The organism is Priestia sp. YIM B13489 (assembly GCF_042787645.1).
Lineage (GTDB): Bacteria > Bacillota > Bacilli > Bacillales > Bacillaceae_H > Priestia > Priestia megaterium.
The window spans coordinates 1,474,463-1,498,281 of the sequence record NZ_JBHZOQ010000053.1 but is presented as its reverse complement, the minus strand read 5'-3'; the positions used below and the strand labels follow the sequence as shown (position 1 = coordinate 1,498,281).

General features: G+C 34.1%; 26 protein-coding genes and 1 riboswitch. Of the genes, 8 read left to right on the top strand and 18 right to left on the bottom strand.

What is annotated here, in order from left to right:
- Window positions 1-12: 12 nt before the first annotated feature.
- The 4 genes from nikC to gltC all read right to left on the bottom strand — a co-directional run bounded on the left by nikC (window position 13) and on the right by gltC (window position 4,878).
- Complete coding sequence (gene nikC / locus ACFX4W_RS13470) at window positions 13-846, bottom strand: nickel ABC transporter permease subunit NikC (RefSeq protein ID WP_043981822.1); 834 nt, start codon at window positions 844-846, stop codon at window positions 13-15.
- Window positions 843-1,787, bottom strand: coding sequence for a nickel ABC transporter permease subunit NikB (nikB, locus tag ACFX4W_RS13465; protein ID WP_043981821.1), 945 nt, complete (start codon window positions 1,785-1,787; stop codon window positions 843-845). The genes nikC and nikB overlap by 4 nt, the downstream gene beginning before the upstream one ends.
- A gap of 16 nt (window positions 1,788-1,803) precedes the next feature.
- Entirely contained in the window at window positions 1,804-3,429 is a 1,626-nt protein-coding gene (gene nikA, locus ACFX4W_RS13460; protein ID WP_377559536.1) for a nickel ABC transporter substrate-binding protein, read from the bottom strand.
- A gap of 543 nt (window positions 3,430-3,972) precedes the next feature.
- A complete protein-coding gene (gltC, locus tag ACFX4W_RS13455) occupies window positions 3,973-4,878 on the bottom strand; it encodes a glutamate biosynthesis transcriptional regulator GltC (RefSeq protein ID WP_280559433.1) in 906 nt (301 codons plus the stop codon).
- 169 nt (window positions 4,879-5,047) lie between these two features.
- Between gltC and gdhA the strand changes: the two genes are divergently transcribed.
- Together gdhA and ACFX4W_RS13445 are read left to right on the top strand one after the other, a co-directional pair.
- Window positions 5,048-6,430, top strand: a complete 1,383-nt coding sequence (gene gdhA / locus ACFX4W_RS13450; RefSeq protein WP_043981818.1) for an NADP-specific glutamate dehydrogenase — start codon at window positions 5,048-5,050, stop codon at window positions 6,428-6,430.
- A 56-nt stretch (window positions 6,431-6,486) separates the two neighbouring features.
- The gene (locus ACFX4W_RS13445) at window positions 6,487-6,768 is read left to right on the top strand and encodes a YesK family protein (RefSeq protein ID WP_043981817.1); all 282 of its coding nucleotides are present in this window, start codon (window positions 6,487-6,489) and stop codon (window positions 6,766-6,768) included.
- Window positions 6,769-6,896: 128 nt separating this feature from the next.
- Here ACFX4W_RS13445 and ACFX4W_RS13440 read toward each other — a convergent pair whose 3' ends face one another.
- Both ACFX4W_RS13440 and ACFX4W_RS13435 read right to left on the bottom strand, forming a co-directional pair.
- Entirely contained in the window at window positions 6,897-8,123 is a 1,227-nt protein-coding gene (locus tag ACFX4W_RS13440) for a CynX/NimT family MFS transporter (protein ID WP_043981816.1), read from the bottom strand.
- A 190-nt stretch (window positions 8,124-8,313) separates the two neighbouring features.
- Window positions 8,314-8,496 (bottom strand): hypothetical protein, encoded by a 183-nt coding sequence (locus tag ACFX4W_RS13435; RefSeq protein WP_377560535.1) that lies wholly within the window; start codon window positions 8,494-8,496, stop codon window positions 8,314-8,316.
- Window positions 8,497-8,995: 499 nt separating this feature from the next.
- Here ACFX4W_RS13435 and ACFX4W_RS13430 point away from each other — a divergent pair, with 499 nt between their 5' ends.
- Complete coding sequence (locus tag ACFX4W_RS13430) at window positions 8,996-9,646, top strand: DUF421 domain-containing protein (protein WP_043981815.1); 651 nt, start codon at window positions 8,996-8,998, stop codon at window positions 9,644-9,646.
- Between the two features lie 189 nt (window positions 9,647-9,835).
- Here ACFX4W_RS13430 and ACFX4W_RS13425 read toward each other — a convergent pair whose 3' ends face one another.
- Window positions 9,836-10,261: a CBS domain-containing protein gene (locus ACFX4W_RS13425; RefSeq protein ID WP_043981814.1), complete on the bottom strand. Its 426-nt coding sequence runs from the start codon at window positions 10,259-10,261 to the stop codon at window positions 9,836-9,838.
- A gap of 360 nt (window positions 10,262-10,621) precedes the next feature.
- Here ACFX4W_RS13425 and ACFX4W_RS13420 point away from each other — a divergent pair, with 360 nt between their 5' ends.
- Window positions 10,622-11,467, top strand: a complete 846-nt coding sequence (locus ACFX4W_RS13420; RefSeq protein WP_043981813.1) for a DMT family transporter — start codon at window positions 10,622-10,624, stop codon at window positions 11,465-11,467.
- A 262-nt stretch (window positions 11,468-11,729) separates the two neighbouring features.
- On the opposite strand, the gene dapA is transcribed toward ACFX4W_RS13420, so the two are convergent.
- The 3 genes from dapA to ACFX4W_RS13405 form a co-directional block, all read right to left on the bottom strand.
- Window positions 11,730-12,617 (bottom strand): 4-hydroxy-tetrahydrodipicolinate synthase, encoded by an 888-nt coding sequence (gene dapA / locus ACFX4W_RS13415; RefSeq protein WP_280559431.1) that lies wholly within the window; start codon window positions 12,615-12,617, stop codon window positions 11,730-11,732.
- Between the two features lie 127 nt (window positions 12,618-12,744).
- Window positions 12,745-12,923, bottom strand: a riboswitch (Lysine riboswitch).
- Between the two features lie 258 nt (window positions 12,924-13,181).
- Window positions 13,182-13,439 (bottom strand): hypothetical protein, encoded by a 258-nt coding sequence (locus ACFX4W_RS13410; protein WP_043981811.1) that lies wholly within the window; start codon window positions 13,437-13,439, stop codon window positions 13,182-13,184.
- 61 nt (window positions 13,440-13,500) lie between these two features.
- Window positions 13,501-13,788: a hypothetical protein gene (locus tag ACFX4W_RS13405; RefSeq protein ID WP_043981810.1), complete on the bottom strand. Its 288-nt coding sequence runs from the start codon at window positions 13,786-13,788 to the stop codon at window positions 13,501-13,503.
- Window positions 13,789-14,193: 405 nt separating this feature from the next.
- Between ACFX4W_RS13405 and ACFX4W_RS13400 the strand changes: the two genes are divergently transcribed.
- Complete coding sequence (locus ACFX4W_RS13400) at window positions 14,194-14,373, top strand: H-type small acid-soluble spore protein (RefSeq protein WP_043981809.1); 180 nt, start codon at window positions 14,194-14,196, stop codon at window positions 14,371-14,373.
- A gap of 117 nt (window positions 14,374-14,490) precedes the next feature.
- Window positions 14,491-14,661 carry a hypothetical protein gene (locus ACFX4W_RS13395; RefSeq protein WP_165575304.1) on the top strand — a complete coding sequence of 57 codons (171 nt, stop codon included), beginning with the start codon at window positions 14,491-14,493 and terminating at the stop codon, window positions 14,659-14,661.
- A gap of 248 nt (window positions 14,662-14,909) precedes the next feature.
- On the opposite strand, the gene ACFX4W_RS13390 is transcribed toward ACFX4W_RS13395, so the two are convergent.
- Window positions 14,910-15,227: a DUF3243 domain-containing protein gene (locus ACFX4W_RS13390; RefSeq protein WP_014460657.1), complete on the bottom strand. Its 318-nt coding sequence runs from the start codon at window positions 15,225-15,227 to the stop codon at window positions 14,910-14,912.
- Window positions 15,228-15,663: 436 nt separating this feature from the next.
- Window positions 15,664-15,975 (bottom strand): hypothetical protein, encoded by a 312-nt coding sequence (locus tag ACFX4W_RS13385; protein WP_028408938.1) that lies wholly within the window; start codon window positions 15,973-15,975, stop codon window positions 15,664-15,666.
- Window positions 15,976-16,301: 326 nt separating this feature from the next.
- Between ACFX4W_RS13385 and ACFX4W_RS13380 the strand changes: the two genes are divergently transcribed.
- Entirely contained in the window at window positions 16,302-17,393 is a 1,092-nt protein-coding gene (locus ACFX4W_RS13380; protein ID WP_165574756.1) for a YsnF/AvaK domain-containing protein, read from the top strand.
- Window positions 17,394-17,724: 331 nt separating this feature from the next.
- Window positions 17,725-17,895 carry a hypothetical protein gene (locus ACFX4W_RS13375; protein ID WP_165574757.1) on the top strand — a complete coding sequence of 57 codons (171 nt, stop codon included), beginning with the start codon at window positions 17,725-17,727 and terminating at the stop codon, window positions 17,893-17,895.
- 946 nt (window positions 17,896-18,841) lie between these two features.
- On the opposite strand, the gene ACFX4W_RS13370 is transcribed toward ACFX4W_RS13375, so the two are convergent.
- From ACFX4W_RS13370 to ACFX4W_RS13345, 6 genes are all read right to left on the bottom strand, one after another.
- Window positions 18,842-19,822, bottom strand: a complete 981-nt coding sequence (locus ACFX4W_RS13370) for a DUF6615 family protein (protein WP_377559530.1) — start codon at window positions 19,820-19,822, stop codon at window positions 18,842-18,844.
- Window positions 19,823-19,955: 133 nt separating this feature from the next.
- Window positions 19,956-21,119 carry an Ig-like domain-containing protein gene (locus tag ACFX4W_RS13365; RefSeq protein ID WP_377559529.1) on the bottom strand — a complete coding sequence of 388 codons (1,164 nt, stop codon included), beginning with the start codon at window positions 21,117-21,119 and terminating at the stop codon, window positions 19,956-19,958.
- A gap of 361 nt (window positions 21,120-21,480) precedes the next feature.
- Window positions 21,481-21,663: a hypothetical protein gene (locus ACFX4W_RS13360; protein ID WP_377559527.1), complete on the bottom strand. Its 183-nt coding sequence runs from the start codon at window positions 21,661-21,663 to the stop codon at window positions 21,481-21,483.
- On the bottom strand, window positions 21,660-22,391 hold the full coding sequence (locus ACFX4W_RS13355; RefSeq protein ID WP_377559524.1) for a hypothetical protein: 732 nt from the start codon (window positions 22,389-22,391) through the stop codon (window positions 21,660-21,662). The genes ACFX4W_RS13360 and ACFX4W_RS13355 overlap by 4 nt, the downstream gene beginning before the upstream one ends.
- Window positions 22,392-22,520: 129 nt before the next feature.
- A complete protein-coding gene (locus ACFX4W_RS13350) occupies window positions 22,521-23,342 on the bottom strand; it encodes a hypothetical protein (RefSeq protein WP_377559522.1) in 822 nt (273 codons plus the stop codon).
- Window positions 23,343-23,795: a hypothetical protein gene (locus ACFX4W_RS13345; protein ID WP_377559520.1), complete on the bottom strand. Its 453-nt coding sequence runs from the start codon at window positions 23,793-23,795 to the stop codon at window positions 23,343-23,345.
- Window positions 23,796-23,819: the final 24 nt, after the last annotated feature.

The window sequence follows — 23,819 nt, the reverse complement described above, 5'->3', positions numbered from 1 at the left end:
CTTCATTCCTTTTTAAAATCGACGTTTGACACCGTAACGCTCTGATAATGCTTCGCCTAATAGATTGAATGTAACAATAACAAGCATAATAGACAAACCTGGATAAAGCATCAGTTCCGGATTCGTCCGAATATATGATTTTCCTTCGTGAATCATTGCTCCCCATTCAGGTGTAGGAGACTGAACGCCTAATCCCAGAAAAGACATAGCAGATATATCCATGATTGCCCAGCCCATTTCCAATGTACCCATTACGACAAGCGGGGGTAACACATTGGGGATAATATGATTTTTAATGATCTTCCATTGAGAAGAACCACTGATCTTCGCAGCAGGGATAAAGTTCTGCTCTTTCAAACTAAGGGCCATTCCTCGGAACATTCTCGCGTAATAAACCCATTGTACAAGCATCAGCGCTAAGATTACTTGTGACAGTCCAGGACCAAATATACCAACCAATCCTAATACAAGAATAAGGCTTGGAAAAGCCATAACAGCATCGCAAAATCTCATTAAAACATGGTCGACCCAGCCACCTTTATAACCTGAAAAAGTTCCAATAATTAAACCAATGGCTAATGATGAAATAAAAATAAGTATAGCAAAACCTAATGAGATGCGTGCTCCATATAAAATACGTGACAAGTTACATCTTCCTAAATGATCGGTTCCTAATGGGAAATTCCAGCTTGGAGGCTGCAATTTATAAGCTAAATTGACGGCAATGGGATCATTTGGTGTAATCCAAGGGGCCAAAATGGCGATGATAAAAAGAATACCTAATATCGTTGAACATATGGGAATTACTTTTTCATTTTTTAATATCGTACGTATACTTGTTATCATCGATGTTGCCCTTCTTTCCTGGAAATACGCGGGTCGATATACATTTGAACTATATCTACAATTAAGTTACTCAAAATAAATAAACTAGCCGCTATTAGTACATAGCATTGTATAACAGGTATATCACGATTAAAAATAGCTTCAATGAAATAACGTCCAAATCCAGGCCAAGAAAAAACCGATTCAACGATAATTGTGCCCGTAAGTAATTTCCCAAGATTCATTCCAAGCCCAGTTATCATTGGAGAAATAGCAATTCTCAGCACATGTTTTGTCATAATCGTTTTTTCTTTAAGTCCTCTAGTTCGAGCAAATAGCACATATGGTTGCTGCAAGTTTTCAAGAACACTGGCACGTAATAATCTTGTATACATCGCTATTAAAGGAAGAGCTAGCGTAATGGAAGGCAGTACAAGATGCTGCCATGTCCCAATCCCTTCAACTGGAAAAAGGTTAAGCTTAACAGAAAAGAAAAAGACCAATATATAGCCCAGCCAAAAACTTGGAATAGATGCACCAAAAAAGGAAAGTAAACGACTAAAATGATCAATAGCGCTACCCTTCTTTACTCCCGCCAAAAATCCAAGAGGCACGCTGACGAACACGGCTATTAATATACTTGCTATAGCTAGTTGGATGGTCGCTGGTATTCGATATATAACCTCATCCCAAACCGGCTTATTCGAAACATAAGATATGCCAAAATCAAGTTGGCATATCTTCATAATAGAGTTTGCATATTGAATAAAGAATGGTTGATCTAAACCAAACTCATGTCTTTTTTGAGCTAAAATCTCATCAGTCGGCTGGATATGGGCTGCTGTTAAATAAGCTTCAGCTGGATCCACCGATGAAAGGTGAACCATTCCAGTCGTGAGAAGTGTGGCCAAAAGAAAAACTGGAATGATGGACATAATTCGTTTCAGTATATAATTGCCCATGAAAACCTCCTGCTAGTTACTGTTTGATGCTAATTCCTGTGAATGGATTCTCGTCACGATTAGCAGGGAAATTAAAATTCGTTACATTCTTTTGATAAATGGCTGTTTTCTTCATATACGAAATAGGAATAATAGCTCCTTGGTCTTGTATTGACTTTAAAATAGACGAATAGAGCTGTTGGCGCTCTTTTTCATCTGTTGTTTGAGGAACCTTCGCCATTTGTTTAATTAATTCATCTTTATTTGGATATGCTGAAATAGCTTCATTAAACCCATACCCTTTTGATGAGACAATGTTTAAAAATGTATGAGGATCATAAGGAGCACCAAAATTACTATAGAAATTAATATCAAATTTATTATCTTTAAATCTTTGAACTTGATCTGGTAGTTCAACTCCCTCAATGTTTAATTTCACACCAATTGCCGCCCATTCAGATTGAAGAGTTTCGGCCATTGCTTTTTGAATTGATTCTGCTGAATCATACATTAGGTCAATTTCAAGTAACTTTCCATCTTTTTCACGAACTGTTTTTCCTTTAGGGGGTTTCCATCCTGCTTTGTCTAATAGTGCCTTTGCTTTTTCTACATTATACTTTACCAACTTCACATCAACATCTTTCGTGTAAGGTAAATTTGTAGGTAAGATATGGTCTGCTTTTTCTTCTAAACCTGAAGTCACTCCTTTAACCAACGCTTCTTTATTAAAACCATAATGCAGGGCTTGTCTTACACGTTCATCTGAAAGCTGTTCTGTTTTTGTATTCATAACAAGCTGTCTTGTGGCAATTGGTTCAGAAACCCTAGTTTCATATTTTCCAGTAGACTTTAATTGCTTAAACGTGTCTAGACTGACAACTCCTTCTCCATAAATCATGTCCAAATCACCTTTTTCAAATGCGAGTACTCTCGTTTCCGCATCTGGAATAACTTTCACTTTGATTTTTTCTACTTTTGGAATCTCTCCCCAATAATTTTCATTTCGTTTATAAATAGCATATTCGTCTGCTTTATACTTTTCTAAAATCCATGGCCCTGTACCTATCGGTTTAACGATACCTTTTGAAGTATCACCATCTTTAGGAAAACCAGCTTCACCCAAGAAACGAACTGGTCGAACTACAGCTAGCTCTTGAATTGTTGGGTAATATGGTTCAGTCAATGTTAATTTAAAAGTATTTTTATCCACTACTTCTGTTTGAGCTATTTTTGTAATGAAACCCAACCAACTATGTAATTCTTTATTATTCAAAATAGTGTCAAAATTCTTTTTAACAATTTCTGCATTAAAATCTGTTCCATCGGAAAATTTTACACCTTCACGCAAATGAAACGTGTATACTTTACCATCCTCAGAGATTTCCCATGACTTAGCTAGATTTGGTTTTATCTTACCGCCGGCTTGATAGCTTACTAACGGTTCATATACCATAGATTGAGCAAATAATTGTGAAGGATTGTAGACATGCGGATTCATTTCTCCTACATCTCTCGGCCAAGCAATCGTAAGCATGTTATCATGATTGTCTTTCGATGTTGATTCCTCATTATTAGCGTTTGAACAACCAACTAATAATGTCGACAAAATTAAAATAAACATAAAAGTTAACTTAATTTTCAGACTAATTTTACCCTTAAACATAACGGTGTCTCCTCCTACTTGATGTTGATAATCGTTTTCAATTGTAAGCAGGATTCGCATTCTTGTCAATGTAATATTGAAAACTTTATTTTCAGTATTGTTATCTATCTGTGAAAGTAACTTTTCCGGACGGAATGCTTGCCCTTTTTAAAGAAAAACCCCTTGAGATTTAAGAAAAAATCAAAAGACTTAAGTATTTAAAAACTGTTCTACAAACCAAAGTAACGTTGACTGAACAGCTATTGTTAACATGTTAAAGAGATAAAAAGCTGCCTCGGAGCGTCAGGAGAGGCAGCTTTTTATAAAACTAGATATGAAATGTGTGTTAGTAAGTAAATTACAACATATTTTTTCATAAAAGCGATTTATTATAAAGATAAGCATATGTATAAAAGCTGCATAATTCGTAATCGTAGCCTTTCTTAAATCCCTTGTTTTCAAGGGATTCTTTTTTGTTTATATTCCAAAAAAAGGGATCTAGGTAACAGAAAATGTAATATATTACTTTTCTTTGCTAATCACGTGCTTTTTCTTGAGTATAAATCAGCTCTTAAAATCATCTAATCTAGTGAAAAATTCCTGAAGAAAATCATAAAATAACTTTTCTGTTGGAAGTAGTGCTCGTTCTTTTGGCGTAATAACGCCTACAGTCCTTGTTACGTTTGGTTCAACCAGTGGTATTTTAACTGTTGAGCGCGGCAAGCTATCGACTAGCGTGACTTCCGGCATGAGTGTTACACCTAAACCAGCAGAAACTAACCCTTTCAACGCATCGATATCATCCCCCTCAAAGGCAACATTTGGTGTGAAGCCAAGATTCTGACAAGCATTCACAACAATATCTCGAAAGACAAAACCCTCAGGTAATAAAACAAACGGTTCGTCTACTAGTTCTTGAAGTTTTACGGAGGATTCTTTTGCAAGGCGGTGGTGAATTGGCAAAAGAGCCACAATATTTTCCGTAAATAAAACTTTTTGTTCAAGTTTTTTTTCTTTGAGAGGAAGTGGACCTATCAGACCAAGATTAAAATCTCCTTTAATCACACCTTCAATTAATTTCTGGTAAAGCGCTTGTTTTAACTGAAATTTTGCTTCCGGATAGCGCAATCTAAATGCATAGATTACAGTTGGTAATGTATACGCTGCTAAACTTATCGGAAAAGTAATGCGTATTGTTCCTTTTTCAGGATCTAAATATTCCTTAACCTCACGTCTCGCATCGTCTATCACATTCATGGCATGTTTCATTCGTTCAAAAAATATTTTTCCAATTGGCGTTAAATGTACCCTCCTTCCTTCTCTGATAAACAAGTCAACTTCTAATTCATTTTCTAAATTTACTATTTGTCGACTTACCGAGGATTGTGCTACATGTAAAGAATGGGCGGCTTCAGTTACGTGTTCGCGTGTAGCAACCTCCATAAAATAACGGATTTGTCTAAAGTCCATTTTATATCCTCCTTATTAGTTAATGCATAAAACGCATTGATATTATCGTTTCTTTATATTGATTCGATCATTATTTCAATTATAAAATATTTTATACTAACAACCCTAAAAAATTACGACGAATTTTTTAAATTTTCATTATAAATCGATAAATAGGAGACGGATAAGTATGATAACAATTGAAAAAAATCAATCGACGAATACAGAAAGCGTGCAGAATTATGTTAATCAAGTATTTGAAACAGTAAAAAAACGAAATTCAAGTGAAAGTGAGTTTCATCAGGCAGTCAAAGAAGTATTCGATTCTTTAATACCTGTTCTTATTAAAAACCCTCAGTATATTAACCAAGCTATTCTGGAGAGAATCGTTGAACCTGAGAGAGTCATCTCTTTTCGTGTATCTTGGGTCGATGATATGGGAAATGTTAGAGTTAATCGAGGGTTTCGCGTCCAATATAGTAGCGCAATTGGTCCATATAAAGGCGGATTAAGATTTCACCCATCTGTCAACGCAAGTATTATTAAATTTTTAGGATTTGAGCAAATTTTTAAAAACTCTCTAACTGGTCAACCAATTGGTGGCGGTAAAGGCGGTGCTGATTTTGATCCTAAAGGAAAATCAGATGGAGAAATAATGCGTTTTTGTCAAAGCTTTATGCTAGAACTTAGCAAATATATCGGACCTGATACGGATGTTCCTGCAGGTGACATTGGTGTAGGAAGTAAAGAAATTGGCTTTTTGTTTGGGCAATATAAAAAAATGCGTAGCACCTTTGAAGCAGGCGTTCTAACAGGAAAAGGCCTTAGTTACGGTGGAAGTTTAGCTCGTAAAGAAGCAACTGGATATGGAACAGTTTACTTTGTTGAAGAAATGTTAAAAGATAATAATCTCAGCTTTAAAGGCAGTACAGTTGTTGTGTCAGGGTCAGGAAATGTCTCAATTTATGCAATTGAAAAAGCAATGCAGCTAGGGGCTAAAGTGGTCGCGTGCAGCGATTCGAATGGTTATATCTATGACGAAGATGGTCTTAACTTAGAAACAGTTAAACGGATTAAGGAAGTAGAAAAGAAACGCATAAGTACTTATGTAAATGATCATCCCGAAGCGGTTTACGTGGAAAGTTGTAATGGGATTTGGACAGTACCATGTGATATTGCTTTACCATGTGCTACTCAAAATGAAATCGATCAAAACTCTGCAGAATTATTAGTTTCCAATGGAGTAAAAGCAATTGGTGAAGGTGCAAATATGCCATCTACATTAGAAGCTGTCGAGATTTTCTTAGAGAACAATATTTTATTTGCCCCTGCTAAAGCAGCAAATGCTGGTGGTGTTTCTGTATCAGCATTAGAAATGGCTCAAAATAGCACTAGGCTTTCTTGGACTTTTGAAGAAGTCGATAGCAAATTACATGTGATTATGAAAAGCATATACCAAAATAGCAAGAAAGCTGCTCAAGAATACAACGCTCCTGGTAATCTTGTCGTAGGTGCAAACATTGCCGGATTTATAAAAGTTGCTGATGCTATGATTGAGCAAGGTGTTATTTGATACTTTATTAGGAGAATATACTAGTATGGATATCTTGAATTTAAAGGCTGTTAATAATGGGTGACTTACAGATAGTTTCTACAATTATAATTGCTGGTTTAATTGCACTTTCATATGCACTCAGCAGAAAAAAACCTACTATTAAATATATAACACCTCTAATTGTAGGAGTGGTTAGTGTTGGCGTTGTTATCGTAAGTTTCCTTATCGGAGGCTGGATTGGGATGAGAGTAGGAACAATTAGCTTTACTGCTTTTATCTCATCACTTATCTCCCTACTAATTATATCTATAGCTGAATCTGTGAAAAGAAAATTTAGTAAAAACATTCACCACTAAAGTATGTATAGCACATACAAAGTCAGTTTATATAATGCGGATGATTGGTAGAAAAAGAAGCCGTCAAATAATACCAAGTATAAAAGCCCTTTAAAACCTCAGTTCTAAAGGGCTTTTATACCTCTTTATTATTTAGAAGTCACATATTCATTCTTCCCTGCTCCCATACCGGCGATAAAAATAAAGATTGAAACTAAAACTAGCATCAATAAAGGGATAGTCCAGCTGTGTGTAATGTCGTGTAGCCCTCCAAATAACACAGGCCCTACAGCAGATAAAAGATAACCGAATGATTGAGCCATACCGGATAATTCTGCTGCCTCGTTAGTACTTTGTGTGCGTAAGCTAAAGAACATCATTGCCAAACTAAATACAAACCCGACTCCAATTCCAACCATAATAATCCACAATGGGATAAGGAGTGTATTTCCGTACAAGATACCGAATAATCCTCCAATAAGCAAAACAGCTGGAATGACTACTAATAAACGCTGATCTTGCAAACGGTCGGCTAAAATAGGAACGAGGAACGTAATAGGAAGTACAGCAAGCTGCATTAACGATAACATCCAGCCAGCGTCCTGAGTATTCAATCCTTTTTGTTCAAGAATTTCCGGCATCCATGTAATAACTGTATAGAAGATAAAGGATTGAAATCCCATAAACAATGTGACATTCCATGCTAATCTAGAACGCCATAAGTTAATAGATTCAACCTTTTGCACTGTTTGTTGAGACTTCGTAGACTTATGTCGATTTCGCAATTGTGGTAGCCAAATGAAAATGGTAAGAAGAGATAAAATCCCCCAACATCCAAGGGCTCCGGTCCATCCTAAACCTGATACTGAAGAAATGGGAATACTTATACCAGACCCAATAGCGCCGCATAAATTCATAGAAACTGCATAAATTCCTGTCATCATGCCTATCTTTTGTGCAAAGTTATGTTTAATTAGACTAGGTAACAATACATTTCCAATAGCAATAGATAAACCAATTAAGATCGTTCCTACAAATAATGTTTCTACTCCACCAAAAGAGCGTATTCCAATTCCGATTGTTAATAAGATTAAAGAAATAAATAGCGTAAACTCCATGCCAAAACGCCGAGCTAACTTGGGAGCAAAAGGAGATAGGAATGCAAAAGCTAGTAAAGGCACTGTAGTTATTGTTCCTGCTAAAGTATTAGATATTCCTAAACTGTTACGAATAGAAGCTACCAGTGGGCCCACAGATGTTAAAGGGGCTCTGAGATTAGCTCCAATTAGGATAATGCCTATAATCAGTAATCCTATTTTAGGATTTATATTTAGTTTTGGCTGTTCTAGTTGATTTGTTGTGTGTGGGATACCCATGGTAGTTATAGACCCTCCGTATATAATCTTAAAGTTTTTAAAATTAAGTAATATATTCATTTACTGTGCAGATTGCCATGGTAGCATCCACAAGTTTACAAAGTAGGTTCAATTAAAATCGGTATGAGAACTTACTTCAACTATTTGATGACCAGATGTATGTAAAAAATCTATCCTATGGTTATATAAATCAATTAACATATGATTTATGTGATGCTTCTAACATTGTTTTATGCAGCTGGATGTCAGCTTTTTCATAAGCTTTTCCCTGCTTTGTTTGTAGTCGGTCAGTATGTACGACAGATTGTATAGCCTCTCTCAATGCATTTCGGTTCACTTCAAATTGTTGCATTAAATTCGTTTCAGAAAGGATCTGTCTTCTATTTTCCCATATACTCTATATTCATTTAAGGATTCGATTTGGAAAACAACTTCTTCTACAAGTGACATACGATTTGCCTTTAATATATCAACTGTACATCCCTCTAATTTTTAGAGGGATTGGTTCACTGGTTATTTTAGCACATATATATGAGAGTATAAATATGGCTGCGGTATTAGACAGCTAAATGTATAAATACTAATACCTTGAGCAAACTATTCAAGATGCCTAAACGGCATCTTTTTTAATGCATATGATATACAAAACAAAGTTAACATAATGAAGGTTCTCCCCAGTTAATTGTTTATATAATGCTTCTGTTAAAAATCTAGTGCCATGAATAACACTTTAAACACTTTGTACGTTACTCATTTAATTTTTAACATAAAGAAATAAACATCCTAGAGAATCAGCTAAGTGTATAAATCTATATATTACATTCATCCCTGTTCCAAGAGAGAAAAAGATTCTAATGAAAGGAGAGCGTAAAGTGGAAATCATCGAAGTAAGCTGGCGTACAATATTATTATATGTTGTTATTATTATTATTTTTCGTTTTATCGGCCAACGAGGCATAAATCAGCTAAATGTCATTGACCTTGTTGTTGTGCTTATGATAAGTGAACTTGGAGTTGTTGCAATTGAGGATACGGGAGGTTCTTTACTTTATCAACTTGTACCTATTCTTATATTAACAGTTATCCAAATAGGCCTTACATATATCCAATTAAAAAGTCAAAAGTTACGCAGAGTACTAGATGGGCAACCTATTATTGTAATAAAACAAGGAAAGATTGATGAAAAGCAAATGAGGAAATCACGTTATAATTTGGACGACTTGCTTTTACAGCTTCGGGATAAAAATATAGGAGATATCCGTGAGGTGGATTATGCGATATTAGAGCCTTCGGGTACATTATCTGTATTTAAAAAACCAGAAAGCAAAGATAAATCAGGATCTGTATTTTTACTTCCCCTTGTTATTGATGGGATCATTCAAGAAAAGCATTTAAATCTAATAAATAAAAACTCTTCTTGGCTTTTCAACGAATTGAAACAAAGAGGATACAAAGACGTGAAACGTATTTTATATTGTAGTTTTTTAAACGGGCAACTTTTTGTGGATATAAAAAATGAATGATAAAAAAATCCAGGACGAAAATGGGTTTAAACTTGGCTAATTCTATAGAAAGCCATAAACTGCTGGAGCTATTGAATACAAGATCTTTAAAAGCTGTAATAGCCATGTGTTGTTATATATAAACTAAGAGCAAGCTAATTTTTATTAGCTTGCTCTTATCTATAAGATGAAGTACAAAAAGAGTTTTTTTTATTTATTAAGCTCAGCAGGAGCTGAAATATTCTCAAGAACTTTTCCTGTTTCTTTATTTGAAGTATTACTTACCGCTAAATCTCCCAGAGAAACCATTCCAATGAGTTTTCCACCTTCTACAATAGGAAGTCTGCGTATTTGATGCTGAGACATAAGATCTGAAGCCTGCTCTACAGACATGCATTTTGTACCAGTAATGACATCAGTGGTAATCATTTCAGATATTTGTGTATTCGTATTAAAATTATTAGCTAATCCCTTGACGACTAAATCACGATCCGTTATTAGGCCTATTAGTTTATCATTTTCACAAATTGGAATAACTCCTACATCTACATTCTTCATCATATTAGCTACCTCACCACATGAACTTTTAAGGTTACCTGTCTCAACATTAGAAGTCATCACTTCTGTTATATTCATAGCAACTCCTCCTTTATTTAATCATGGTCTTACTTCACTTGATTCCCGCACCTCATCTTCTAAAACGTCCATTTGAGTTTTAGGATACAAAGCTTTAGGTTTTAATGAGAAGAAAATGGTGAATGGATTTGAAAAATTCATCGCATTTTATTGGACAGTAAAAAGGTGTAAGAATAATAGGAAACGAGGTTTTAATAAAAGAGCACAATCCGTTGGTTCGTAATAAATTTATACTTCTCATCTTTATACTTTTACAAAAGAGTTATTCGAAGCTATTTTTCATTAAATTGAAATATTAAAACTATTATATAAATTGTATAATTTAGTAGTATAAAAACTACTAGGAAGGAATTACACACTATGTTATGGTTTATATCTGCTTTAGGGACAGCTGTATGCTTCGGAGTAAATAATACTTTATTTAAATGGGGTGCTCTTCAACATTTATCTAAAGTGTGTATTCAACTTTTCTTTTATTGGATTTCTTTTTTTATCCTCTTATTATTTACTCTTATTAAAGGAAGTTTTGAATTTCACATTTTACCTATTTTAACGGGGGCACTAATCGGTATATTAAATGCCAATGGCAATATCCAAATGTCGAAAGCCTTTGAGAAAGGACCTGCGAGTATTACATCTACCATTATTGCGATGAATACAGTCATTGTTGTTATAGCTACATCCTTATTATTTCCTCAATCCATTCCTTTAACAAATTGGATTGGTATCGTCATTATTATATTGGCAGCTTGTATTATTCAGTATCAACCAAACAAAACGGCACACATAGAGTATAAATTATGGATTTTGAGCTGCTGTTTAGCTCTTCTATCTATCGGCACAGTTGGTGTTATTATGAAATTCAGCACGTATCAGCACTTTAGCATGGGTGAAATGCTTGTTTCAATGTATGGTGGAGGAGCTGTCTATTTAAGTTTATTAGCTCGGAAAGAATTTAAACAATTAACTGCACATAAAATTGAAATAAAGATAGGTATACTAGTTGGTATATTAAGTACGATTGGTTACAGCTGTTATTTATTCGCCCTAAAGGAAGGTCCATCCAGCGTGGTTTATCCAATCATTAGTTTAAATTGTATTGTTGTTTTAATTGGGAGCTTAATTATCTTTAAAGAAAGACTTAAAAAATATCAATTAATAGGAATTATTCTTACTTTATGCGGAATCGTGTTGACTAAGATATAAGTTTTTGCACCAATACCGACAGAAGAACGAACATATAGTGAAATAGGTCTCCCTCTGTATGGCAACTGAAGATGTATATAGTATACATACATAGAAAAAACAGAAAAACTCCCCCAATGCGTTAAGGGAGTTTTTCTATTTTTAGGAGTTAGCTAAAGGATGATTCATCCATCTTGAGCTTTGTGCACCAATCTTGCCTTAATGCATCGATTGAATCGGTCGTTTTAGCTATGCTCTCTCTTCTAATCTGTTTTTATTTATTTCAACAGGTAACGTTAATGCCGCTAGTTTGCAGAACTTCTTCTAGCGCACTTTGCTCTTTATTGCTTAAAGGAACCATTGGCAAACGAACACCGCCAACTTGTATTCCATTTAGATTTAATGCAGCTTTTACTGGTGAAGGACTTGGCGCAATAAATAATGCTCTCATAATTGGAAGCAGATTGCGATGTGTAGCAGCAGCTTTTTGGACATCGCCATTTTTGAAGGCATTAATCATTTCTTGCATATCATTGCCAATGATATGGGAAGCAACTGAAATAACTCCTGCCCCGCCAATTGCTAATACTGGTATTGTTAACCCATCATCGCCGCTGTATAGTGTAAAGTCGCTAGGTGTTTTGCTAATAATCTCTGCCATGGCATCCAAGTTGCCACTTGCTTCCTTAATTGATACAACATTAGGAATCTCTGATAGACGAACAATTGTTTCAACAGAAATGTTAACTACGCTTCGCCCTGGGATATTGTAAAGCATAACTGGTAAAGAGGTTGACTGGGCAATCGTTTTAAAGTGCTGGTACAAGCCTTCTTGAGACGGCTTATTATAGTATGGAGCAACGAGCATAATACCATCGACTCCTGTTTCCTCTGCAAGTTTCGTTAAGCTAATCGAAGCTTGCGTGTTGTTTGAGCCAGTTCCAGCGATGACGTGGACTCTTCCCCCAGCAGCTTCTACCACACATTGGAATAATTTAATTTTTTCTTCTGTGGTTAATGTTGGAGACTCTCCAGTTGTACCAGCTACAACTAAGCTATCTGTGCCATTTGTAATTAAATGCTCAACTAACATTTTCGTCGCGTTAAAATCAATTTCGCCATTCTGATCAAACGGGGTAACCATTGCTGTTAATACTTGGCCAAAATTCATAACTACACACCCTTTATAAATTTTTAAAAATTAGAGGGGCTAGGGCCATTCATAAGAAACGCAAAAAAGCAGCAACGAGGGATTCGTTGCTGCAGTAGAAACAATATTTATCAAAAATAGTTTCCGTGCGTAAGATAGCCCTCCATACAGTTTCCCATATGACAGTTCTGTATTTATTCAACAGCAGAACCAGCTTCAAGAACATGAGATTCTTTCGGCTTCGGCAAATACCCCTTTCCACAATTGTCATTGGATCTCATTCTCCTCAAATTGTATACTTATGATCTTTGCGCCTCTATCCTCACTTCAAAAAATATTGAAATAAGAAAATATTTAATTGAATTTAATATAACAGTAAATTTCCTTTCACGCAAGAATCATTTAAGTATAATTTTATGGAAACCTTGTAATTAAGTCCTTACACTTATTTTTGAGAGAATGACTCCGGGTTATTGACTCAAACCCACAATCTCAGTATCACTCATATTACTATTTCACCTTTCTTTTTGCTATTCACCACATGTTTTAACTTACATATTATGCACATCATAAAAAGCCACCCGCTTAGAGTGACTTAGCATTAGGTTTATTCTTTACTTCATCAGGTACGTAATCTAAAAGTACGGATATTATTGTATTAAAATGCCATGGAGTAAGATTGTTGCCAGCACTTTCTTTTAACTCAGTTCTTAGCTTTTCACCCCATATAGGATATTTATTGTTGCTTTTTGCTTCCTCTAACATATAATCGACTACATTTAGTACTTTATAATATTCATTTTCTTTTGCGCTAATATAATAATCCCTTTGTTTATAGTTCATATCTCCAATCCCCTTTTGGTTATTTATGAACAATAAATTTTTTCATAAGATAGCATCAAATTTAGACTATATCTCTTATTTCCTTATAACATCTACATTGATTTAAATAGTTTATAATATCTTGGTTATTTACTTCTTTGATATTATCTCCAAAAAGTTCAACGGCACTTTCTAAATGTTCCCTTTTATTATCAATCGTTAGTACATATCGAAGTGCATCAACTACTGGTGCATTATGGTATGTACGACGAACGAAATACTCTTCGATTGCCTTATTTAAGTATTCTGATTCAGCCTTTCTAAATTTAGCTTCTGACCTTTGAAGGTTCTTTACCTCCATCTCTATCATAACCCCCTCATCCTCTCCAATTTAATTTACTATTTTATTCCCCTACTAGAAGTAAAATAAAACTTAGTTTGTATACAAATTAATATATTTTCTCAAAATAAAAAACACCTGTGAAGACAGATGTTTTTTGTAAACTTAACATATTAAAGGAGAAACGATTTGTCAGCAAAAGGAGGAATCTGATTAGGTACAGTATGTGCTCATTTTTCGTATTTATACGTATTCGAATTAAAGAATAAAATGAGGTTAAGCAAACCCATTGATGTTCGATTTTTGTAAGGTTAAAGGATAGATTAATTTTTGAGGGAATGAGTTGTAGCGTGTAGTCAAATTATTGTTGGGGAAATATAGCTTTATCTTTTAATTGATGCATTGCAGGGACATACTAAAAAATGAGGTGATAATATGGAAATAGATCGAGCTAAGCAAATTCTTTCTTCACCCAAGGAAATTGATGTTCATTACCACGGAGTTCCTATTTGGATTAAAAGTGTAGATGAAACATCAAGTATGGCTACCGTTCATGCGAGAGGAACACATGATGAAGACCGTATGGTTCCAGTCCTTGATTTAGAAGAAAAATAAAAAGTCATAAAGGAAGGATATGGAATTTTCATATTCTTTTCTTCCATCTCCAAATAGAACCGAATAACTAATACCATATTTCTCTAAGCTTTATTTATAAGAAAAAAGAGGTGCAGCATGAAAGAGAAAAAAGAACCACAATTCAGAAGTGGCGAGCTAGAAAATGCGGAACTAAAAGGCTATTATGGAATGGATCCTGAAACTAGCCTTCAATCTGTTAATTTTGCTACGACAGAGAACCCATACTTAAATGAACATTACCAGGAAGATTCTAAAGAAAATGAATAAAGAGGGAAGAAAATAACCGATCTTTATTTCTTTTCTTTAGTTATACATTCTTAATAAGTTGTCAATAAAAGGGGTTGCAGATACCATATTTCAATCTCGGCTTATTCTTACTTCTGCAAAGATATTACCTAACACATAACGAATATAAAGAACCAATTGTTTTACGCAAGTGGCTCTTTGCTACGTTAATTGAATACACTTGAATCCCTAATAAATAATGGCAAATAACAATTTATTAGGGATTTAGCTTATTCTTTAACTAATTTAACAAGCATATGAGCAAGATGATGTTGTTCTTCCTCATTTCCAACTTTCCATAACTCATGTAACAAGTATTGCTCTTCATTTTGTGGCTCCTCATGTGTTGCGAGATAATCAGCTATTTTTTTAGCTGCTAGAGCTAATTGATTATCATTTAACCCTAGTTTCTCACCTTTTGTGACTTTATCTCCTAAGTAACTTTTAAATTCGTTAAAACTAGAAAGGATGTTGTCTTTCTTCTCTTGACTCATTTCATTTAGTTTATCCTCTACTTTATTTTCAACGGTTTCAGTATTATTGTTCATTTTTCATTCTCCTTCCAATTAAGTATTAATGTTCTTATATGGTAAATCGCCCATTTACAGGTATATAAACATTTCGTAGCCTACTCATATATTAAGTAGAATAGTTAACGGGCTTCAACATAGTGAACACCTCTTTTTTGATGAGTTTAAATGGAAGATATTGGATATTTTAAAAAAGAAAAACTCCCCTAGTGCGTTAAGGGAGTTTTTCTTTTTTTNACACTAACTTTATTCGGAAATTCAGCATAGTCGTAAACTTTATCAAGGATGATTTTTTGCTACTCTTTCTCTTCTATATAGTAAGAAAGCAGTCTTTGAATAGTTAAAGGACTGCTTTTTTACTTCATTCTATAATGAAGCTAACTCTTTCTTCTTCGTTCACATGTGAAAAATAATTTCAAATCTGTATAGCAGAAAGGAATTTATAGAAAAGCTGTTAGGATTTATTTCCTTTAAATATGATCTTTCTTTTCTCCTGTTTAATCCGTTTTAACCGTAATTCTATCTTTTTATCTAACGCTCTATACAGTATTTCGCTAGTTGCACATATTAAAAATAGGATTAGAGTAATAATTGCAGCCTTTGGTACATGAAAATAGAAACAAAGTACGACTCCAAGTAGTGACATAGCGTAAATAGAGTTGGTTACCCATCTTCTACTTCTATGAGCTTCTAGGTTTCTCTCAAGTAATTCTTTTTGCCCTTCTTCTTTTTTTGTATCTTTTAAATGATGGTATGTAGAATTCATCGCTTTTTCTCCCCCATGAAAACTAATTGTAAATTATCTCTGTATTAAATATCCTATATGTTTCAATTAAGGAAAAATATGAGGTTTTTCCTTTTTCATATTATATACGAACGAACGTTCTTTTTCAATAAAAACTCTAAAGTTTTCCCGAATATGGATATTGCCTCTACTTCATCTTTCTACATTTTATAATTTAGGGGTCATTTACATAGTCATCCGTATTAAGTTTTAAATAGAAACCCACTGGGTACATGATATACACAATAAGGATGGAATTAAATGTGAAAAGAAGTTTTCGTTTAATTAAAATTTAAGGGGATGGGAAAATGGGAACAAGAAAACGAGTTGCAGGGACTTTTTATTCGGAGCAAGAAGCGATACATGCAATTAAGGGGTTAAAACATCAGGGTTATCGTGAAACAGACATATTAGTAGTAGCAAAGGATAGCAATAATACTTTACAGTTAGGGACTGAGACGAATGTAATGATAGAAGCTGGAACACCAGCTGTAAGTTCGTTGGCAGGTGTGATGATGGACAGCTTTCTTACCATGATGACAGGTGGAATGATTTCTACTACCCAAGCTGGTGGCCTAACTTCAAAACTTGTTAGAATGGGGATTCAAAACTTTACTGCAAAACAGTGTGAAATGGATGTAAAGGAAGGGAAAATCCTTGTCCTAATTGATGTGGATGAAACTCAAACAATTCCTTCATATACTACGGTTAGGGAGTCTCCATACGAGACAAAGGGGCATAGGTCAGTGCTACTTCGTGAAGAGCAACTTAATGTAAGGAAAGAGCGAGTTCAGACTGGGGAAATACAACTTCGTAAGGAAATTGTAGAAGAACTACGAACTATCCAGGTTCCAGTTATGCGTGAGGAAGTCTACGTAGAACGCCGCCCGGTCATAGACGGTCAGTATGATGGTAGCCCATTGACAGAGAACGAGATCATTCGTATTCCTATTATGGAGGAGCGAGTTGAAGTAACCAAGAGGCCTGTAGTTGTGGAAGAAGTCATCATTGGTAAGCGTAAAATTCAAGAGATTAAAGAGATGAAGGATACTGTTCTAAAGGAAGAAGCAAAAATTGAACAGTCAGAACTCCCCGCGATTCCTGAACTTGCTGACTCTGAAATCTATCAAAACATGGATAATCACGTAGATCAAAGTTACCAAGAAGTTGCAGCTGCAATTGCTTCTGATGCTTCAAAGGAGGAAAAAGTTAAACTTTCAGCCGATAAGAAACAAGAAGCTCAACTTAAAGTGACAACTTCTCCTGTTATCAAAGAGATTGAAGAGGTCACAGCCTCAGTAAACAATCAGAAACCAGAAAGTCATGTTGAAGATACGGATATTACTACTTCTGAAAAAGGGAAGAATAATGAGAAATCAACAAACAAGCAAAAGAAATAAGTATATCTCCTCTATGGTTTATAGCAAAGAGAATAATTAGGGATATTTAAGGAAGGGCTGCCTAGCTGTATTGGCAGCTTTTTTTATTTTTCTTTAAATTAACATAAGTAATGTTTTTAAAATCAAAAAGAATTAAAATAACCCATCAAAATGAGCATAAACAGGTAATAGAATAAAAGAAATGACTTTCATTACTGGAGGTCATTTCTTTTATTCCTAAAAGTCCTGGAGATTATATCAAATTTCAACAGGTATTCTCACTAAATTCTAGAAATATTACTTATCAAATAACTTAAAAATATTTCCAAATTTGATAAAAGAAGGTGATTGAATGGAGCGAAAGAAATTTATTGAATACATTGATAAGTTACTAGAACAATCTGATGCGTGGAGAAAGGATGCGGAGAAAAGAGAAGACTGGAACAGTGCTTGTTTTTACCAAGGTGAGGTCAAAGCTTATGAGAGAGTAAAGAGATTGGTTAATCAGCAGTTACATGTATAAATAAAAATTACAAACCTAACTCAGAAATGAGTAGGGTTTGCCTTATTTCTTTTTCTAGTTTACATAAGATATATTATAGGAACCAAATTATTTTAAGAAAAAGAGGCACTTATGATACAATAAAACATGAGCACGTTAAGTGTATAGGTAGAATGAAATCGTTTGGGCGGCTTAGGTCGCTCTTTTTTTATCTCAGTTAGTTAAGTATACTAATTATATTGAGACAGAATAAAAAAATAATGGTAGAAATTTGTATATAACTTATATGTGTTTTATAATGTATATAATAAATAAAATATCTTATAGTAAAGATGAAAAATCAATACTTGCATTTAACGCCAATAAGTTGGTTTGCAACCATTACATTTATCTTACAGTAAAGATGAAAATTCGATTCTTGCTTTTAGTGTGAGCAAGTTTGTTTTCAAACACATCTACCTTACAAAAAAGATGAAAAAGACCTGAGTTATCTCAAGGTCTTTTTTATTTGCCTACTTCAATTGAAGTTCTTTGAATGCTGTATAAGGAATTAAATCCTCTAAATCATATAATACGAGTTATGTAAACTAGAAAAAGAAATAAGATAAACCCTACTCATTTCTGAGTTAGGGTTTCCAAGTAATTCATGTACTCTATGTAATATCTTATTGTATCTACATACTCATTTCTACGATTAACATAATGTAAGCTAATCCTGTTTTTAATATCTTCACTAATTATTTTTTCGTTATTATAGATACCTTTTTTTTTCATATTTTCAAGCCTATTATTATACTGTTTAGCGGAGATTTTTTTTAAATGCAATTTAGTCCGCTTACTAGTATATACTTCAGTTAAGTACGTTTCAAAGTCCATACAAAACACCCACCTTTTTATAGCCTATCGCATGTTAGTAAAAGACAAATCAATACGCTAATTATCTTCATTTATAATTCGGAATCTATCTCTACAAATACTTCGTAAAATACTTCAACGAATAATTTGAATCACAATTCAACAAGTATTTCAAATAGTAGGCCAGATCCGTCTCTTCTTCCGATTCTTTTTCACTAATCTCTTCACTAATCTCTTGATCAGTTTCAGTAACAAGTATATGTGCAGGTAATAGCTTTTTGATTGAGTTATCTACATTCTGTGCATATTCTTGACCACGTTCCATCAATTCTTGAATATAATCAGGTAAGCTATCTAAAATGTATCGATTTTTATCCTGTTCTTCAGACATAATCATAGCATTTTCAATTATTGTTTCTGTAATAGTTCTATTAGTATGCATTGGGTGTTGATTACTAAACAACGAATAAAAAGGCATTTCTTCAATTTCCTCAAAATCAAAAGTTCTTCTACTCTGAGTGCCCTTTTTTTTATTTAAAAGGGTTTGCACATGTTTTGCATTCACGTACGTAAAACTAAATTCTTCAGGCTCCGAAAGATTTGTGGGCCATCTCCGTGTGCTTAAGTAAGGGAGTTGATTAGTACTATCCATATAAGAACCGTCTAAATAGTTGTAAACACAATAAAGTGGTATTGCTTTAGCCTTATCAGCCTTATATATCAGATTATCGACCTGTCTTTTACTTGAACCTGAACTTCCAATAGTTACTGCATTTTTATAATTGTGTGATAAATCGCACTTTCCATTATCATGCGGAGACTTCTTAGCTTGTACATAAAGGCCAACATATTTTCTGGTTTTAGTAGAATAAATATACCACAAAAAATCAGATCCCGTCTTTTTCTCCGTATTCTTATTACATTGAACATAGCTTGTGCTCATGCCACTCACGGGTGGAAGAATTGTCTTTAATTCTATAGAAAGTAAGTCTGTTATCGTTTCCTCTCCTATAGTTGCTTTAGCTTGGTTAGCCCGTTTTAAATACCAATAAAGATAATGTGTTATATCTCTTATTGTTTTTGATAAACTCATATTGATTCACCTTATTATTAGCAATGAAGACAACTGCTAATACCTTCTACTATTTTTATAATTCTATTTTAATATTAAAAAGAAAGAGCAACCCTAGAATGGGTGCCCTTGAAAGAAATAAAATGACTTCTTTTTAATGCTTTACAACGGTCACATACGTAAGTTTTCTCACATTATTCGAAGCATCCTTAGCAGTTACATTAAGTATAGTACCCTTTTTCTGTACCGGGATACTAACAGAGAATACTCCCTTCGAATTTGCTTTTGCATACCCAATTCGATTTTTCCCTACATTAACTGTAACAGTGGAATTAGCTTCAGCTTTACCAGTTACAACCTTATCATTATCATCTACTTTATTAACTGTTGGTTTGTTAGGGGGAGTAACATCTGACTTTACAATAGTTACATACGTAAGTTTACTCACATTACCCGAACTGTCTTTAGCGGTCACATTCAGTGTAGTTCCTGCCTTTTGAACAGGAATACTAACCGAGAAGGAACCATTTGAACTTGCCTTCGCATATCCAATTCGATTTTTCCCTACATTAACAGTGACAGTTGAACCTGCTTCTGCCTTACCTGTTACAACTTTATCGTTATTGTCTACCTTGTTGACAGTAGGTTTATTTGGTGCAACTGTGTCTTTAGCATCAGCTTGAAAGAAAGTTGAGATTCCATACACATCACCAGTTTCACTACTATTTAAATCTAGAACAGGTATGTAATATGTGCCTGCTTTATTAACTTTATATTCTTGGACTTCTACCCCATCATCATATTCAGAATCTAAGTATTCTAAATATCCATGATCTTGGTAATCATATTCGGTTGCCACAAATAATAAATCAATATCGGAAGGAGTATCTGTTACCCCACCTACTAATAGGGTACCTTTTCCAGATACATATACCTTATAAAAATCTATATCGAAAGTATCGTTAAACTGTCCAAATGTCATTCTGTCATTTAGTAATGTGTCTGCTATTTTGAAATCATCATTGGGCTCACTCTCATACATTGGCGACCCACTACTACCACTAATACTGGAAGCATTTGATTTTTTTGCTGAAAAAGACTTCGGAGTTTTTAATGAGTTCAAAGTTTTCTCTTTAAAATCATTAAGTACACTAGGACTAATTACGTTATGATTGAGCAGTTTATTAGTCTCTAATTGACCTTCAATTGCTTTCTTTGAAGCCTCGTAAGTATTGCTATCCGCTTGAGCTGTACCTACTGATAATGAAGAAGCTAATAGTCCTACAGATAATAATGAGATAATACCCTTTTTCTTCATCGAATCTCTCCCCTTGGTTATATATGACCATCAACTTGCTATGACTATGATACTATTAATTTTCCAACATAACCATCTATTCTCACATTCAAATTTCGACAAAAAAGACAGCCCCTATAGTAGCAGCTGCCAATGTATCATCGTCTAGTTTTATTATTCTTCTGGGGTTCAACTTCAATCATTTGCATTTGGAAAATTTAATTTTCTGTGATACCTAGCTCACGCATTTCATCCTGCAGTGTACGCCATTCTTCAATTTTAATTCTTTTCTTTCTTCCATTTCTTAATGTAAATTCTCTAAAACAGGTCACCTTACTAACTCCTTTTAACGAGTTTCTTCTACTTCTATATGTATATAGCATTATTTCAACCAATCTTCTGCATACTCTTTTTGATAAGGGTCATTATAGTTTATTTTAGCCGTACCATTTTCATCTACTTTAATAGCCTTATTAGGCGCTTTATTTAATAACTGAGGAATATCAATACTTGATGCTAATAACTGATTGGTTTTATTGATGGATTTTTCATTTTTCTTCTTCACTCATAATCCTCCCCGTTATAACTTTCTCCTTCTTCAACTGCTTTATTTACATAGATTTCATCTGCTTTTTCTTCCGTAATATCAAAGTATTCAGCTGCAGCTTTTATTACTTTTGGATCATCTATCTCTGGTATGTAATTTTCACCGTGGTTTGTAATTTCATCAAATTTATCTTCCATGTATTGATACACAGCATCCTCTAAGGTAAGAACATCTTCTTCTTCATTTTCATTATAATTAGGATCTGGTAATATGCCATCGGGATCTTTGTAGTAGGTCAAGTCTTCCCTTTTGTATTTTACATCATCACGTACTAAAACTTCATCACCATCATAGCTATCAATTTTCATGGAATATGGATCTTTTTTAGTTGATGTAGCTGAAACTACTTTTAAGGTACCAAATTCACAATCTTTTCTTCCACAATAGTCACTTATATCTTTATCCATATCCTGAACAGTTCTTGAAAGGATATTAAGTATGCCTAGAGGGTTGTTGTCGTAGAACGTGTTATCTACCTTCGCTTTGACATTAATTTTATACTTATCTTCTTCTTTATAGGAATATGAAACACTGTTCGTACCATCTGCTAAATAGTCAGCTAACTTAGAATCCTCGATAGATGAATCTGTATCTAACTTAATCGAATTTATCTCTGGTTCAGATGAACATCCATTAAGAAGTAGAACAAGACATGGCGCAGCTGCATAAGCTAATATTTTTTTCATGCGATTCCCTCATTTACGTTTTATCATTATTTCTAATTTTACAGTTAATATAAGGAAAATAACACTACTTTTTCCACATTTCACTCACATAAAAAGAGCAGCTTAACGCTACTCTTCTTGTATATACGATTAAGGCATTGGTATAGCCTTAATAGCCTCTATAAATTGCGTTCCAGTAGTTGCTAATGCTGTACCAGCACCAGCTAATCCTGCCACATTAGTTAATGCAGTTGTTGCTCTTCTAATTAATGAAGGCTTTACTTCCTCGCCATTCTCAACTTTTTCAGCTATTTCCTGTACATGATCAATAGCATCTTCTTTTAAATCTGTATCGGCAATCTGCGAAATATTTAAAAGCTGAATAAGGTCCTTAGCAATTGACTGTAGACCTTCACTATCTTGATTGTGGGTCTGATTTAATGTTGTATTACCATGAACATCCCCTTCAGTAAACATTAAATTTCCTACAGAACCAGTTACTACGATTTTTGCATTTGGATTTCCGTGAATGCCCATAATTATCGCTTTCTCCTCTAAATAAGAGGTAATTTGATCAACTAGTAATCTAATTACTTCTCTATTGAAATTTTTAATAATGTTGGCTCCCTTATATCTCCCATACGGAAAAGCAAAATCCCAATACGACAAATTGTTTTCTGTAACATACTTAAGAAGCTGATATATATAACTAACTTCTTCATGTGGATCAATGGGAAGGTCAAATTTTTCTTCTCCATTTTTTTCTTCAATAATTTTATTGAAGTCGTATACTTGGGTATGCGTTCTTTCAATAAAATCCTTAATTATGGGTTCTTTGTCTATTACAATAATAAACCTTTTAGTTAAGCGTAAAGCTTCGTCTATATCAGTTGCACTGAGCATTTGCCCATAAGCCATTCTGAAATTTTTAGATATAATTTGAAAATCCTCATGTGACATAACTTTTTCCATTTAATTCACTCCACAATACGGACAATATGGGCCCGTACTAGCCTTTACAAGAGTAGAAACCTTTGCTTTCTTCGAACAACATTGAAATTCCACAATATCGTAGTCTTTTTTCTCAAACAGCGGTTGAGGACTATTGCTCGCTTTTAAAGGCTTCCCTGGTTTAAATGTGATATTTTTATTTCCCTTAAAGGTCTTACCAAAACCCTTTAGAGCTTCATTAATTAAATCCATTGCATATTGTTCTGCTTCCGCATTTGCATTCTCAATAATATCTTCAGTAAGGAACTCAGAAGGTTCTTGAGGAATTCCACAAGAAGAACAGAAAATTTGCAACACATGGTCTTCTTCTACGTCTCCTGGTACAAGCTTAAATTCCTCATTACACAGGCTACATTCGAAAGTAGAAAAACCATCATGGTCGGTTTGCTTAGTTATCTCTATTCTTTTTTCCACTAACATTTCCCCTCTCTTATACAT

Excerpts from the sequence above, each read along its gene's own strand:
- ACFX4W_RS13395 (WP_165575304.1), top strand. The coding sequence starts at position 14,491 with ATGAAAGAGAAAAAAGAACCACAATTCAGAAGTGGCGAGCTAGAAAAT.
- gltC (WP_280559433.1), bottom strand. The coding sequence starts at position 4,878 with ATGGACTTTAGACAAATCCGTTATTTTATGGAGGTTGCTACACGCGAA.
- ACFX4W_RS13355 (WP_377559524.1), bottom strand. The coding sequence starts at position 22,391 with ATGAAAAAAATATTAGCTTATGCAGCTGCGCCATGTCTTGTTCTACTT.
- nikB (WP_043981821.1), bottom strand. The coding sequence starts at position 1,787 with ATGGGCAATTATATACTGAAACGAATTATGTCCATCATTCCAGTTTTT.
- ACFX4W_RS13380 (WP_165574756.1), top strand. The coding sequence starts at position 16,302 with ATGGGAACAAGAAAACGAGTTGCAGGGACTTTTTATTCGGAGCAAGAA.
- nikA (WP_377559536.1), bottom strand. The coding sequence starts at position 3,429 with ATGTTTAAGGGTAAAATTAGTCTGAAAATTAAGTTAACTTTTATGTTT.
- ACFX4W_RS13400 (WP_043981809.1), top strand. The coding sequence starts at position 14,194 with ATGGAAATAGATCGAGCTAAGCAAATTCTTTCTTCACCCAAGGAAATT.
- ACFX4W_RS13365 (WP_377559529.1), bottom strand. The coding sequence starts at position 21,119 with ATGAAGAAAAAGGGTATTATCTCATTATTATCTGTAGGACTATTAGCT.
- ACFX4W_RS13440 (WP_043981816.1), bottom strand. The coding sequence starts at position 8,123 with ATGGGTATCCCACACACAACAAATCAACTAGAACAGCCAAAACTAAAT.
- ACFX4W_RS13410 (WP_043981811.1), bottom strand. The coding sequence starts at position 13,439 with ATGAACTATAAACAAAGGGATTATTATATTAGCGCAAAAGAAAATGAA.
- gdhA (WP_043981818.1), top strand. The coding sequence starts at position 5,048 with ATGATAACAATTGAAAAAAATCAATCGACGAATACAGAAAGCGTGCAG.
- nikC (WP_043981822.1), bottom strand. The coding sequence starts at position 846 with ATGATAACAAGTATACGTACGATATTAAAAAATGAAAAAGTAATTCCC.
- ACFX4W_RS13425 (WP_043981814.1), bottom strand. The coding sequence starts at position 10,261 with ATGAATATAACAGAAGTGATGACTTCTAATGTTGAGACAGGTAACCTT.
- ACFX4W_RS13350 (WP_377559522.1), bottom strand. The coding sequence starts at position 23,342 with ATGGAAAAAGTTATGTCACATGAGGATTTTCAAATTATATCTAAAAAT.
- ACFX4W_RS13390 (WP_014460657.1), bottom strand. The coding sequence starts at position 15,227 with ATGAACAATAATACTGAAACCGTTGAAAATAAAGTAGAGGATAAACTA.
- dapA (WP_280559431.1), bottom strand. The coding sequence starts at position 12,617 with ATGAATTTTGGCCAAGTATTAACAGCAATGGTTACCCCGTTTGATCAG.
- ACFX4W_RS13405 (WP_043981810.1), bottom strand. The coding sequence starts at position 13,788 with ATGATAGAGATGGAGGTAAAGAACCTTCAAAGGTCAGAAGCTAAATTT.
- ACFX4W_RS13385 (WP_028408938.1), bottom strand. The coding sequence starts at position 15,975 with ATGAATTCTACATACCATCATTTAAAAGATACAAAAAAAGAAGAAGGG.
- ACFX4W_RS13370 (WP_377559530.1), bottom strand. The coding sequence starts at position 19,822 with ATGAGTTTATCAAAAACAATAAGAGATATAACACATTATCTTTATTGG.
- ACFX4W_RS13375 (WP_165574757.1), top strand. The coding sequence starts at position 17,725 with ATGGAGCGAAAGAAATTTATTGAATACATTGATAAGTTACTAGAACAA.
- ACFX4W_RS13445 (WP_043981817.1), top strand. The coding sequence starts at position 6,487 with ATGGGTGACTTACAGATAGTTTCTACAATTATAATTGCTGGTTTAATT.
- ACFX4W_RS13420 (WP_043981813.1), top strand. The coding sequence starts at position 10,622 with ATGTTATGGTTTATATCTGCTTTAGGGACAGCTGTATGCTTCGGAGTA.